Origin of the sequence: Kamptonema sp. PCC 6506 (assembly GCF_000180455.1) — a bacterium.
In the GTDB taxonomy this organism is placed as follows: Bacteria; Cyanobacteriota; Cyanobacteriia; order Cyanobacteriales; family Microcoleaceae; genus Kamptonema; species Kamptonema formosum.
Genome location: NZ_CACA01000015.1, coordinates 1 through 13,136 on the forward strand (window position 1 = coordinate 1; position 13,136 = coordinate 13,136).

The following is a 13,136-nucleotide window of genomic DNA, read 5'->3' on the forward strand; positions in this document are numbered from 1 at the left end:
CGGATCTAAACTTTTATTATCGCTCACTTAATCCCCCAACTCCCTTCCCTACAAGGGAAGGGGGAGAAGAAAGAAGGAAAAAATTTCCCCCTCATTCTTTACCAGGGGAGAAGTAAGGGGAGAAATAAGAGTATCTCAGAAATTCCTTGGGAAAGATAATCAACCTTTTTTCTGAGTTTGGAGTTTACCTTTCCAAGTTGCGATCGCCTTCTGAGCATTAGCATGAGCCGCTGTCCCCGATGGCACCAACTTAGCCGCCTCCACTGCATCGCTAAGTCGGCCTTGGCTCCCGCGTAACTGAGCAATATTCAAAATCGTATCGCTCCACTCCGCGATCGACTTCTGAGCTTCCTCATACTTCGGTTGACCGGATTTAATTTGACTAGCTTGCTCGATCGCCTTACTATAAGAAGACGCTACACCTCGTTTAATCTGTTTCTGAGCCGATTTCAACAGAGCATCATTAGTCTGTTGCTGCTTAGCCAGTCCTTGCCAAAGAGCGATCGCCTGCTGCGCTTGATTGCGAATCGGCGGATTTATAGCTGGTACAAGTTTAGCCGCATTAATCGCCCCTTGGAAATTTTGCTGTCCGGCACGTCCATTAGCAATATCCAAAATAGTCAAACTCCAGCGTTCAATGTCCTCCTGAGCTTGTGGGTACATGGGGTCATTAGCAGGAACTTGACGGACTTTGGCGATCGCATTACTAAAACTAGAAGCAGAGCCATCCTTCAGCAACACCCTCGCCGTGTCTAGCCGCGCCTGAGCAGAAGGTTCTGGTACCGCCCCCGGATTAGAACTGACCGGTGAGGGAATCCCCATTGGCACAGTCGGAGGAGCACCATTCTGGGCCGTCTGAGTTGGTTGCTTTGTACCGTCGCCTCGGCCGAGAAATACTGACCTGTTGGTGAGGAAAACACCGATCAGCAGTGCCAGCGCCGTAACTCCACTATATAAAATTAGCTGTTGCAAAAACGATTTGTCAGACATGGCAGCTTCTGAATTTGCAGGTGTCACCGAGTTTGTACCTTCGCCTCCCCCCTGAGCAGAATTAGGCGGTGGCGGCGGCGGAGTCAATGGTAAATCGCCACCTTCGTCGCGGCTTTGCGGCCCAGGAGAATTAATTGCAGTAGCAAGCATTTGCGGCTGTTGTTGCGCCTCTGCGATCGCCCCAGCACTCATACTGCCATTGCGGCCAACTGCTGCCGCCGCCATTAGCTGAGGGCTATCTGGATAAATCACCTGATTAACTTTTCCCGGAGGATGCACCACCATTAACGGCTCCTGCTTGGGCCGTAGATGGTGGTCGCACAACTGAGGCAGGCGATCGCTCAAAAACCGATCTAAACTCTTAAGAGTCGTACACTGTCCAGAGCGCAACCCTTCCAACAGCGCCGCCGCAAAAAACCCTTGCCGCAGAGCAGAAGTTTCACGGGAAACCTGATTTGGGCGACAAGAAAGCACCGTCGGGATTTCCATCTGGCGAGCTAACTCCGCCGTTTGAGTCCCAATCGATTCCCCCGCCTTCACACTCTGACTGCGATTCATATCCAGCAGCACCAACACCGTATCTGTCGGAGCCCTCTTTAAGCTCTCAAACAGAGACTTCACCGCAATCCCCGTACCCAAAACGTCAGCAGGATTGCCATCTATAGGCATTAAATAGTCTTGCCCTTCATAACTGACACCGTAGCCGCTAAAAAAGCACCAGACCGAATCTCCATTTTGCAAGTGCTCCAAACACAAGCTATCTATGAGTTTGAGTATATTTTCCCGGCTGGGATAAGTTGAGTTACCCCAGCTCGTCGGCGAGGAGTCAGTTAGTGACAGGCTAATCTCCGGCGAAAAACCAGCTTCGCCAACCAAATAACCATGCAGCGCCTCTGCATCCTCTTGGGCATAACTCAATGGCTGGAGGAACTGATATTGATTAATCCCAATTGCAATACAAGCGTGATGTTTCATCCCATATGCCCTAGATAATATAGTGGGTAGCCTGCAAAAAAGATAGCACATAGCTTGCTTGTGGTTGATACTGCTGTCACCTTGCAGTTAGGGTCTAGGGGCTACGATGCTCAGGGCTAGGGTAAGAAGGGGAACAAGGGGAACAGGGAACAAGGGAATAGAATCGAATTCAGAACTTCCTAACCCCCTTGGCGGTTGCTATATCTAGCAGCCAGCTTAGGGAGAAATTTGATTAGGACTTGCTTAAAAAGGTTAGATTATATATGGGTGCGTGATGATGATTCTTTGCTGATTCCTACTTAGTAAGTAGGTCGGCCCAAGTAAATCATTGTTCGTTAGTAGTTGCGTTTTAGCGCTAAAGCGCAACTACTAACGAAATCCAAAAATTTTACGTTTCGTTACATAGCTTAGTTTTTTATTGCCGACCTACTCAAGCAAGCTCAAAAGACTGATAATTTAAGGTACACAGCAGTGCAGGAAAAAATGGGGTGTCTTGGGTAATTGCCGGAAGTATCTTCAATATTGCCGGGAAATAAACTATCTTAGCCAAGACTTACGCAGCAATAACGAAATTCTAACCGCAGCGAAACAAGTGAAGCTTTTTCCTGGCCCCGATTTTTCCTGAGCCTAGCACCAGTGTCATCTTAGCCTTGCCAAAATAGCTCTGCCATTTTCACCCGATGTTGAACAAGTTACATCAAACAGGAGTATTGTGTAAATGATCGCTGCCGATAAAAAAGAAGTCACTAACCCCCAACCGACCCTTAAGCAGCTATATCCTAAAAGCCACAACCATTATAGGTTTAAGGATTTTTTTGCTTTTGACCCCCAAGGCGGTACGATCGCTGACTGGAACGCATCTCGTAATATTTTTACCAGCGAAGACTTCATCATTGGCTTAGTAGAGGGACTTGAAGAAGAAGTCGGCCCTGCTTCGTCAGTGATCATGTACACCATCGGCTGCCAGTGGGGTACTCTAGATTCAGAATATTTCCAGAAATGGTTTGGAGAGGAGTTTGGACACAACGTCCGCCAGTCAAACTTAATGTTTTTACTAGAAACTTGGTGGTGGCCCTTTACAGCTCAAGGTTGGGGCCGATGGGAAGTAGATATGAGCGATCGCAAACACGGGTGCATCTTCATCAACCTGTTTGACTCCGCAGTTGCTCGTACCTTGGGCGATGTAGGTAAACCAGTCTGTCACATCTATGCTGGTTTATTTGCGGGTTTTTTCGGCGCTTTAGTAAAAAAACCACTGAGTTGCATTGAACTTCAGTGCTACTCAATGGGAGAAACTTACTGCAAGTTTCTCTTAGGCAATCCCGATAAAATAGACGCTGCTGCTTTCTGGGTTAACGAAGGTGCAACAGCACGAGATATTCAAAGGCGGCTGCAAAATGGGGAAAGATTGCGATGAAAACTGATAATTCTTGGTTGCAAAAATCAGTCCAAGATTTTTTTGGTAACTGCAACTGGCTAGGAAGATCCCTAGAAACCCAAAATGGCTCTGCTACTGGTCAAAAGTTGAGTTTTACCTCGTCAGTAGGAGACTTTTTTCGGGCAATTTCTTGGGAAGGCATCCCCGAAGTCGGCGCAATGCCGGCTCCTTTGCCCGTAGCAGTAATTCCTAGTTCTGAATCAGGAGAGGTTACTCTTGATGATTTACTGGATTTATTCTAGCTAATGGCTAATAGCTAATCCCTAATAGCTAATGGGTAATGGCTAAATAGCTAAATAACTAAATAGCCAATAGTTAACAGCTAAATAGTTAATAGCTAAATAGCCAATGGCTTGTAAACAGCTAACAATTAGCAATTAGCCATTAGCCATTAGCAATTAGCAATTAGCCATTAGCCATTAGCCATTAGCAATCACCAATTACCAATCACCAATTACCAATTTTTTAAAATCATGCACCCTGAGATTGAGGCGCTGCTGGATCACGCGGAAACCCGCTTTCTCAAAAACGAAGAACTCGCAATTTTTAAACGTTATGCGGCAACCTTAGCCCAGCGTTTAAAAGTTTACGAATTTTTGCGGGATAAGGAAGTAGCTATCTTCCAACCTATTGCCAATCAGCTACAAGAAACTTTTCCCCAAGAGAAACAGGAAAACTTAGAGCGCTCCCTTACACATTGGCTTCTAGCTTTGCGTCACTGTGCTATGGCTATGTTGCTGAATGACTCGGTGTTTCTAAAGGAACGATTGTTAGATTGGCTCTCTGGTATAGTGCAAGCTCACCAAAGCCAAGAGATAGAGGCAACTATTTTGAAGCTGTTACAGGCTCGTTTGAAGGAACTGCTTTCGGAACAAGCACTAGCCATATTGCAACCATTCTTAGACCAAGCATCAACTATTTTGGTAAGGCCTAATAGCCATTAGCCATTAGCAATTAGCCATTAGCCATTAGCCATATTGCAACCATTCTTAGACCAAGCATCAACTATTTTGGTAAGGCCTAATAGCCATTAGGCATTAGCAATTAGCCATTAGCCATTAGCCATTAGTAACCAACAACTAACCACTAACAATGATTAATATTGCCGAATTACTGACACAGCCTCGCCTCCCCGGAAATTACTTTGCAACCGATGCCTATGTCCGGGGTGACTTGGAACTTGGTTTGCTCGAAAATCGTCGGGGAGATCGTCTTTTAGCACTCCCAGAAACATTTATTCAAGCTATATATAGTGGCTTGGAACAAGAAACGGGTCAAGCCTCCCGCCTAGTTCTATTTAACTGCGGACGGTGGTGGGGCAAAAATTTCTATGCTCGTTTTTGTGAGGAGGTTAGCGAATACTACGGCAAACCTCTTTCAGAAATGGAAATGGTGGAATTCGTTCAGTGTCTCCAACAGTGCTGGAAAACTCACGGCTGGGGGACATTTGACCTCGATCCCAGCTATACCGAACAGGGCTTTTTGATTGTAAAAATTACTAAATCCATGTTTGCTCAAAAAGCTCCTAAGTGGAACTGTCCAGTATGTTTTCTAGAAGCTGGTATTTTGAGCGCATTTTTTACTCAACTAACAGGTCGAGACCTTTACTGCGTGCAAACTACTTGCGAGTCTATGGGTGCTGAGTGTAACCATTTTATTTTAGGCTTAAGCGATCGCCTCCAACCAGCGGAGGCTATGGTTGAACAAGGTCAAGACCACGAAACCATCCTTACACGCCTGTGTGAAAAACGCTCTTAAGCGATCGCATCAATCTCTGTGTCTTACTAACTCGCTTTCTAGGGGCAATCTCCCTGTGGTTGCCCCTCGGAATCTAGCGATCCCCAATAGCTCAAATACAGTTTAGACCCCAAGTCCAGCCAACTGTCTCATAATTAAGCAGATCGATCGATATCCTGATAAATCCAGCTCAAGTTTGTATAAATAAAGTTTAAGGCTAGTGGGCATTACTCGCTATAAAGATTTGAATAAATTTATGTATTAATATGGTTAAGTTTGAGAAATATGACATAATTGCGGGAAAGATTATAAAATATATATTAAAATCATAAATAAGCGGGTTGCATCCAATAGAGCTTTAACCTTTACTACCACGCTCAAAGCTGGGATAAACTACTTTATTAATGTGTTTTTAGCAAAAGAGATACAAAAAACCTACCCTGTCTATCCAACCTACTGCTCTATGGGTAGACTTGAAGTCCCCTGCGGAGGTCTAAATGGATGCAACTGAACTGCTAAAGCGATATGCAGAAGGTGAAAGAGATTTCAAGCGGGCAAACCTGCGAGGGCTCGTGCTTAGCGTGGTCGATTCCCACAGTGGCGATACCCCTACCCTCGTTTTGGCAAACATCAACGAACAACAGAATAGACCTTACCTAATTGGGGCAAATCTGAGCGAAGCTGACCTCAGTAAAGCTCATCTCAGCCGTGCCAACCTCAGTAAAGCCGACCTGAGCGGGGCAAATCTCTGCGGAGCTAACCTGGTAGGAGCAAGTCTGAGCGGAGCCAATCTGACGGGAGCTAACCTAACAGGAGCTAACCTAACGGGAGCACATTTGAATTGGGCTAATCTGAGTACAGCCAACCTGAGCAAAGCTAATTTGAAGGGTACAGATATGAGCGCTGCTAACTTTAGCGGAGCTATCCTCAATGATGCCAATCTTGGTAAAGCCTATTTAATTAAGTCTAATCTTTCTCAAGCTCAACTAAACGATGCAGACCTAACTCAGGCTAACCTCAAAGATGCAGACTTAACTGATGCCAACCTCAGCGGGGCTGAGTTAGCTAGGGCGAATTTAGCTGGAGCGAACTTGACTCGCGCCGACTTAACGAAAGCGAATCTTTTAAAAGCTAACCTTAGACGTGCTGACCTTACTGAATCTTACCTAAATTGGGCTAGTTTGGGGGAAGCAGACTTAAGTGAAGCTATTTTGACTAGAGCGAATTTAAGTAAGGCTGATTTGAGCAAGACTTACCTCAGAAAGATAGTTTTGCACGGTTGTCACCTCAGTGGAATTAATCTCAGCGGAGCGGATCTTGGGGGTTTAGATTTAAGTAAGAAGCTGTTAACTGGGATTAATTTGGCGAGCGCATATTTGAGTGAAGCTAATCTCAGCGGTGCTTATTTAATAGAAGCTAATCTCAGCGATGCTAATCTTTGTGGAGCTGATTTGAGTGATGCTTGTCTGATGAAAGCTAACTTTATCGGTGCTCGTATGGGCAACATTAACTTAAGTAATGCTAACCTGACTGGAGCAAAATTATGCAAAGCCGATTTAATGGGAGCTAATTTGCGAGGAGCGATTCTAACGGAGGCAGATATGAGGGGCGCTAACTTAATTGGAGCAATTTTGCCTAATGGTAAGACTTATAACTGAAATTGACAGTTAACAGTTAACAGTTAATTGTTAACTGTTAACTATCTATAGACAAGCCTCTTACCTACCGCAATTTAACAGCAGTGCCAACAGCAGTAATCAACAACAAAGCCCCGGAACTATCTACATTAATTGTCCCTGTGTCAATTTCAACACCGATCACAGCATTAGCTCCGAGCCGCTTGGCTCGTTGTTCCAACTCAGCCAGTGCATCTTGTTGCCCTTTCCTAAATACCTCTTCATAGCTGCCAGTCCGGCCGCCAATAATATCGCGAATTCCTGCAAAGAAGTCCCGCAGGGCGTTAGTTCCATAGACTACCTCAGCGGTGACAATCCCCAAGTAGGTATGAACCTCTGCACCGTGAATGATATCAGTTGTTGTTACAATCATCCTTTGTTATCCTCAAACACAAAAATCTTGAGCTGATGGAACTCTGTAGAGGAACTACATCTTGCAGCTCAAAGATTCCAGATCGGTCACACACCAATTTCAACAATCTTTAGAACAGCATGGCCGTGTACAAACAAACTCTATTGGCAGTCAGTACCTTGTTGGCGCTAGTCTTCACCACAGCAACGCCACCACTTGTCCTTGCTGCCGAAATATTAGTTCAAGCTAATCCTCAAATAGCTCAAAATCTCGACGAACTCCTCCGCAAAGGGCGGGAGTTAGTTGACTCTGGACAAATTGCTCAAGCGATCGCACTTTATCAGCAAGCCGCCCGCTTAGATACGAAAAACCCGCGCATCTTCTCCGGTATTGGCTATTTAGAGGCTCGCCAGGGTAACTTCCAAGCAGCGGCGGAATTTTATCAACAAGCGATCGCCCTTGACCCCAATAACGCCGATTTTCAGTATGCTTTAGGCTTCACTTTGGCTCATTTAGAAAATTATCCCGCCGCCGCCACCGCTTACCGCCGCGCTACTCAACTGGATGCCAAAAACATCAACGCCTACCTCGGCCTCGGTGTTGCCTTATTCCAGCAGCAAGACTACAACGGAGCTTTTCGAGCCTACCAACAGGCGATCGCTCTCGACTCCAAAAACTGGCAAGCCTATTCCTCACTGGGTATGGTATTGCTTCAGCAGAGGCGCTATAGCAACGCCGTGCAGGTACTCCAACAAGCTGCCCAACTCGCTCCCAAGCAAGCAGGAGTGCAGCTTAAACTGGGGACAGCATTGCTCCGCAACGGCAATACCTCAGAAGGTATAGCAGCTTTTGAACAAGCAGCCAAATTGGAACCTCGCAATGCTGAAGTGCAGTTTGAGGTAGGAACGCTATTGAAGGCTCAGAATGACATTGAAGGGGCATTAACAGCTTATCAGCGAGCAGTGCTGGCAAAGCCGCGTTTAATTGAAGCACACGCAGCTATTGGAGAGATTCAACTGGAAAAAGAAGATTATTTTTCCGCAATTGTTACCTTTCGCCGCGTGATTAATTTAGATCCAGAAAATGCGAATGCTTACTATAATTTGGGCGTTGGGCTCTTAGCGCAACAACGGAAATCTGAGGCGATCGCAGCTTTTGAGCAAGCTCGCGAGCTTTATCAGGAACAAGGGAAAACTGAGGAGCTAGAAAAAACTGAGGAAATATTGCAACAACTCAAATAGGCTAATGGTTAATGGCTAATATCATGTCCGGCAAATTACTTACGATCTGTCAAAAGCGAGCAAAGCGAAGCAATCTCAAAACCTTGCGATTGCTTCGCACAGCGAACAATGACAAGTATTTAACCGGACATGATATAATTGGTAATGTAACCTACATTCCTCACCCTTAACGGAATGTAAGGTATTGGCATAAACTAGGATTTGCCCTAACCAACGAAAGCGGTTACTATATCATACAACATATAACTACCTCAAGACAAATATCACCTTAACCAAGGCTTAAAGAAGGTATTACTCATTTCTTAATTTAGAAGCGGGTGGCGGGAATCGAACCCGCATTATTAGCTTGGAAGGCTAAAGTTTTACCACTAAACTACACCCGCACAGACTTAAATACCATAACACAGATTTCCCAAAAGTGCAAGTAATCTGAAAAATTTCCTAATCTAGACCTTAAAGAGCTTTCACTGTTAGTCTTAACCACAGTTCTGAATATACGGCTTGACCGCCAGAGTGGGCGGCTTGAAATTGCCAATTTTTGAGCAATTCTTTCGCAAAACTTAGATAATCAAAGGTTTTAGCTCCCGACGGCCCTTGAGTGCCATCTTCAACTGGATTTACTTGTCTAATAATAGTAAGCTTTCCTTTCTCATCAATTTCGACAAGCACTTCAAAAGTTAAAGCAGAACCAGAAATCAGACCAATTTGCAGGGGATCGAGAACAGGCGAAAATTGCCTCTGATTTTGTACTGGTTTAGCGAGTTGGTCTGGGATATCTCTTTCTCCGCTGCGAATGCTACCTAAATCAAAAGTTGCTATCACACCGCCGTTATTCTGACTCCCAGAGGGTTGAGGCTTTGGTGAAGGTACGGGTGGTGTTGGCGTTGCAGGTTTACGATCGCCTAAACTAGGTGGTGGATAAGGCATTGCTCTTACAGAACCCGCTCGCACAACAACAGGCTTTGGAGTTACAGTGGGTTTAGGTTGTGGCGATCGCACAGCAGGTTTTGGGGTTACAGCAGGTTTAGGTGCTGGCTTAGGTTGTGGCGATCGCACAGCAGGTTTTACAGCTACACTGGGTTTAGGTGCTGGTTTAGGTTGTGGCGATCGCACAGCAGGTTTTACAGCTACACTGGGTTTAGGTGCTGGTTTAGGTTGTGGCGATCGCGCAGCAGGTTTTTGGAGTTACAGCAGGTTTAGGTGCTGGTTTAGGTTGTGGCGATCGCGCAGCAGGTTTTGCAGCTACAGTTAATTTAGGTGCTGGTTTAGGTTGTGGCGATCGCGCAGCAGGTTTTACAGCTAGAGTGGGTTTAGGTACTGGTTTAGGTTGTGGCGATCGCGCAGCAGGTTTTGCAGCTACCTTATTCTGAGACTTAGCAATGACTTGAGCATCAGGTATAGTACCCTTGCTAGTTATCGGCTTGGTAGCTATAGGCGGCAATATTTTATTGTTAATTACCACCCCAGAAACAGGCTTACGAGATTCTACAATAGGAGGAAGTTCAATCAACTCAACCGATACAGGCTCCTTCTCAACCGTATGCACAGAATCAACAGCACCAAGACGAATCGAACAGAAAGCCACTGCGTGTAAGACAACAGAACCTAAAAGCGCAGCCATCGATAACATCGGCGACTCAGAGCGGCGCTGGAAAGTAAAATTTTTCTTATAAAGCGTTCTAGTCATAGGAAAATAAGTAATAAATATTGCAGTTAACAGTTAACAGTTAACGGTTAACAGTTAACCGTTAACTGTTAACGTCCTTCTTCCTTCTTCCCTCTTCCTTCTTCCTTCTTCCAACTATCTTTTCACTACAAAAGTCAGCACAGTTTCATCAATCCCCTTAAGTTGCAGCGATTTGTACTTAACAATCTCATCCTCATCCAAATAATCCGCCACCGCCGCCGAAACAATAATCGTATTTGGTTCCGCCGCCTCTTGCAGACGCGCCGCAATATTCACGCTGGGCCCAATCGCCGTATAATCCGATCGCTCCTCACTACCAAACATCCCCACCACAGCAGTACCCTGATGAATCCCACAGCGGAAACGCACCAAAGGAACATCATTAACTCCCACAAGGCCCTGTTCTTGCCAGCGTTCATTTAGCTCATCCAGAGCCAAAAGCATACTCCGAGCCGAAGCCACCGCACGGCGCACTTGCTCATTAGGAGTCAACTCCTCCGGCGCACCATAAAGAGCCATCACCGCATCCCCGACAAACTTATCCACCGTACCGCCATTATTGAACACAGCCTTAGTCATAGCTGCCAAATACTCATTTAATAACTCAGCTACTCGGCGCGATCGCAAGGTATTTGCCAAAGCAGTAAAACCCACAATATCGCTAAATAAAATCGTAATCAGACGCGGTTCCGGGCGCAAATCTAAACTCAATTCCCCCGCCGCCGCCTTCTTCACCATCGAAGGCGGCAAAAACCTACCTAACACTGACTCAGTTAAATAAGTATTCAACTGCTGCACCCGGCGCTCATTTTGCTTCAGTGCCACCAAATTTCGCACCTCAGCTAACAGTTCCCGGTCATTAAAAGGCTTAGACAAATAAGCATCCGCTCCCCGTTCTACTCCCTCAATTCTAGTATCTTCATCCGCCTTTGCTGTCAACAAAATTACAGGTGTACCCTTGAGCACATCATCTTCACGAATCATCCGAATCAAATCTAAACCAGACACCACAGGCATCATTAAATCTGTCACAATTACATCCGGGTCGTCACTTTTCGCCATTTCTAACCCCTCAGCTCCATTACGAGCAAGTACCACAGAAAAATTAGCTTGCCGTAAAATTCTTGCTACATAAGTCCGCAAATCTGGATTATCATCAACCACTAACACAGTAGGCAATTTTTCGGATTTATCTTCGGCTTTAATTAAATCGCTGGGAATAAATGTCTCTAGTTTTTCCTCTTCCTCAAACATATCTGTCTCCACATCCGCCAATTCCACCGCCGCCTTAGCAGAGTGAAAGTCAGCAGGCACTTCTAGCAAGCGATCTGCGGGCAAATGCGTCGTGCCCTTAACCAGCCAAACCGTGAAAGTAGAGCCTTCACCATAAACCGATTCTACGGAAATTTTACCTGCGTGCAGTTCCACGAGTTCCTTAACGAGAGCTAACCCTAAACCACTACCTTCATAGGAGCGAGAAGCAGAGCCTTCAGCTTGACGGAAGCGCTCAAATAAGTAGGGAATTTGTTCAGTGCGGATGCCAATACCACTATCTTTGACCTGAAGCAAACAGTGCGAACTGACATTACTTAAGCTGATAGTAATGTTTCCTCCTGACGGGGTAAACTTCATTGCATTGGATAGAAGGTTATAAAGAACTTTATCAAACCTTTCAATATCCAAATATAGGGGAGGGCAATTCTCCAATTGAGTAATAAGATTGATACCTTTCTTTTCGCAATAGGGCCGGAAGGATTCAACGGTACTCCGACAGAATCCTACTAGGTCAGTAGGGCGAAAACTCGGCTGCATCCTACCAGCATCAAGGCGTTGCAAATCAAGTAATTGATTTACCAACCGTAGCAGGCGGCGGGAATTGCGGAGGGCGATCGCAGCTTGTTCGTAAGGTAAATCCTGTTTCAAACTGACTGCTGACTCCAGAGGCCCAATCGTTAAAGTTAGCGGCGTGCGGAACTCGTGAGAGATATTTTGGAAAAATTCAGTTTTGAGGCGATCTGCTTCCAGCAGTCGTTCCGCCTGTTGCCTAGTAGTTTGATAGAGGCGCGATTGTTGCACTGCTAGAGATGCTTGGGTGGCGACTACTTGTGCCAGCTCGATTTCCCAGGGAAGCCAGCGGCGGGTGGATCGATTTTGACGGAGGGAAATGCTACCGATAATCTTGCCATCAGAGATGAGAGGGACTACCAGTAAAGCTCGTGCAGGCGATCGCAGCGGCAATTCAGTCACATTGAGCTCAGGATGTTCGTTGAGATCTCCCAGCGCTACTGGTTGTTTCGATAACATCACTTGCTGCAACACCGGATTACCTCGAATCGGTACCACTGACTGAGGCAGAGAATAAGGAGCAACACTCAAGGATGGGAGATCGGGTTCGCTGAGATCGATCTCGTCCTGAGTGTTTGAGGGCCTGTGTCCTTCGGCAAATTCTCCTACAGCCACCGCATTCATCGTTGCATCGTAGAGCCCCACGCACTGGACGTACTCATCATCTTCTGTCCACAGAGACAGGGCGCAGCCATCAATATGCAGTGCTTGTCCCAACTGTTGGGTAATAGCGGCAAAGATGTTTTGCGGGTCAAGAGAGGAGCGAATCGCTGAGGTGATGGTATTAACAAGGGCCTCTCGTTTTGCTAGTGCTCGAACTTGCTCGTAGGCCCGCGCTTGGGAAAGGGCTAAAGCGGCTTGGTCAGCAACAGTAATGACTAACTGCACTTCATGATCTTGCCATTGGCGGGAATCCTCAAACTGATGTAACGCCAGTACTGCCATTAGTTCCATTTGATAAAACAGTGGCACTATTAAGCTGGTGCAAATATTCGCAGCCGAGTAAGCCTGCTTCCGCTCCCAGTTTTCGGGGCTCTGTACCCGCTCATCGCTTTGAGCATCTTGGATCACCTCTACATCTAGAGTTTCCCAAACTAAAAGCGGCAAAATGTCGGCGGAGAGGGAAGAGGAAGAGGGGGAAACTGGGAGAGAGGAAGATAGGGAGGACTCGGAAGATTTAGCTTCCCCATCTCCT

Annotated in this window: 11 protein-coding genes and 1 tRNA gene; 6 read left to right on the forward strand and 6 right to left on the reverse strand. The window is 46.0% G+C overall.

Annotated elements, in window-relative coordinates; translation table 11 throughout:
- Window positions 1-159 precede the first annotated feature (159 nt).
- Window positions 160-1,965, reverse strand: coding sequence for a caspase family protein (locus OSCI_RS00830; protein ID WP_007352937.1), 1,806 nt, complete (start codon window positions 1,963-1,965; stop codon window positions 160-162).
- 718 nt (window positions 1,966-2,683) lie between these two features.
- Between OSCI_RS00830 and OSCI_RS00835 the strand changes: the two genes are divergently transcribed.
- The 5 genes from OSCI_RS00835 to OSCI_RS00855 all read left to right on the forward strand — a co-directional run bounded on the left by OSCI_RS00835 (window position 2,684) and on the right by OSCI_RS00855 (window position 6,798).
- Entirely contained in the window at window positions 2,684-3,382 is a 699-nt protein-coding gene (locus OSCI_RS00835; RefSeq protein WP_007352938.1) for a V4R domain-containing protein, read from the forward strand.
- Window positions 3,379-3,645: a hypothetical protein gene (locus tag OSCI_RS00840; RefSeq protein WP_007352939.1), complete on the forward strand. Its 267-nt coding sequence runs from the start codon at window positions 3,379-3,381 to the stop codon at window positions 3,643-3,645. Before OSCI_RS00835 ends, OSCI_RS00840 begins: the two co-directional genes overlap by 4 nt.
- 231 nt (window positions 3,646-3,876) lie before the next feature.
- On the forward strand, window positions 3,877-4,347 hold the full coding sequence (locus tag OSCI_RS00845) for a phycobilisome protein (RefSeq protein WP_007352940.1): 471 nt from the start codon (window positions 3,877-3,879) through the stop codon (window positions 4,345-4,347).
- Window positions 4,348-4,495: 148 nt separating this feature from the next.
- A complete protein-coding gene (locus tag OSCI_RS00850) occupies window positions 4,496-5,161 on the forward strand; it encodes a V4R domain-containing protein (protein ID WP_007352941.1) in 666 nt (221 codons plus the stop codon).
- Between the two features lie 476 nt (window positions 5,162-5,637).
- Window positions 5,638-6,798 (forward strand): pentapeptide repeat-containing protein, encoded by a 1,161-nt coding sequence (locus tag OSCI_RS00855; protein ID WP_007352942.1) that lies wholly within the window; start codon window positions 5,638-5,640, stop codon window positions 6,796-6,798.
- A 64-nt stretch (window positions 6,799-6,862) separates the two neighbouring features.
- Here OSCI_RS00855 and OSCI_RS00860 read toward each other — a convergent pair whose 3' ends face one another.
- Window positions 6,863-7,189, reverse strand: coding sequence for a YbjQ family protein (locus tag OSCI_RS00860; RefSeq protein WP_007352943.1), 327 nt, complete (start codon window positions 7,187-7,189; stop codon window positions 6,863-6,865).
- Between the two features lie 119 nt (window positions 7,190-7,308).
- On the opposite strand from OSCI_RS00860, the gene OSCI_RS00865 reads away from it, so the two are divergent.
- Window positions 7,309-8,409 carry a tetratricopeptide repeat protein gene (locus OSCI_RS00865; RefSeq protein ID WP_019487290.1) on the forward strand — a complete coding sequence of 367 codons (1,101 nt, stop codon included), beginning with the start codon at window positions 7,309-7,311 and terminating at the stop codon, window positions 8,407-8,409.
- A gap of 312 nt (window positions 8,410-8,721) precedes the next feature.
- On the opposite strand, the gene OSCI_RS00870 is transcribed toward OSCI_RS00865, so the two are convergent.
- The 4 genes from OSCI_RS00870 to OSCI_RS00890 form a co-directional block, all read right to left on the reverse strand.
- A tRNA-Gly gene (locus OSCI_RS00870) sits at window positions 8,722-8,792 on the reverse strand.
- A 70-nt stretch (window positions 8,793-8,862) separates the two neighbouring features.
- A complete protein-coding gene (locus OSCI_RS00875; protein ID WP_234708682.1) occupies window positions 8,863-9,522 on the reverse strand; it encodes a hypothetical protein in 660 nt (219 codons plus the stop codon).
- 37 nt (window positions 9,523-9,559) lie between these two features.
- Complete coding sequence (locus OSCI_RS31815) at window positions 9,560-10,096, reverse strand: hypothetical protein (RefSeq protein WP_007352947.1); 537 nt, start codon at window positions 10,094-10,096, stop codon at window positions 9,560-9,562.
- Window positions 10,097-10,210: 114 nt separating this feature from the next.
- The coding region (locus OSCI_RS00890; protein WP_052638517.1) for a response regulator at window positions 10,211-13,136 on the reverse strand (2,926 nt) is incomplete at its 5' end.

What these genes read in the sequence shown, in the direction of transcription:
- OSCI_RS00840 (WP_007352939.1), top strand. Translation starts at nt 3,379, where the DNA reads ATGAAAACTGATAATTCTTGGTTGCAAAAATCAGTCCAAGATTTTTTT.
- OSCI_RS31815 (WP_007352947.1), bottom strand. Translation starts at nt 10,096, where the DNA reads ATGACTAGAACGCTTTATAAGAAAAATTTTACTTTCCAGCGCCGCTCT.
- OSCI_RS00855 (WP_007352942.1), top strand. Translation starts at nt 5,638, where the DNA reads ATGGATGCAACTGAACTGCTAAAGCGATATGCAGAAGGTGAAAGAGAT.
- OSCI_RS00865 (WP_019487290.1), top strand. Translation starts at nt 7,309, where the DNA reads ATGGCCGTGTACAAACAAACTCTATTGGCAGTCAGTACCTTGTTGGCG.
- OSCI_RS00830 (WP_007352937.1), bottom strand. Translation starts at nt 1,965, where the DNA reads ATGAAACATCACGCTTGTATTGCAATTGGGATTAATCAATATCAGTTC.
- OSCI_RS00835 (WP_007352938.1), top strand. Translation starts at nt 2,684, where the DNA reads ATGATCGCTGCCGATAAAAAAGAAGTCACTAACCCCCAACCGACCCTT.
- OSCI_RS00860 (WP_007352943.1), bottom strand. Translation starts at nt 7,189, where the DNA reads ATGATTGTAACAACAACTGATATCATTCACGGTGCAGAGGTTCATACC.
- OSCI_RS00850 (WP_007352941.1), top strand. Translation starts at nt 4,496, where the DNA reads ATGATTAATATTGCCGAATTACTGACACAGCCTCGCCTCCCCGGAAAT.
- OSCI_RS00845 (WP_007352940.1), top strand. Translation starts at nt 3,877, where the DNA reads ATGCACCCTGAGATTGAGGCGCTGCTGGATCACGCGGAAACCCGCTTT.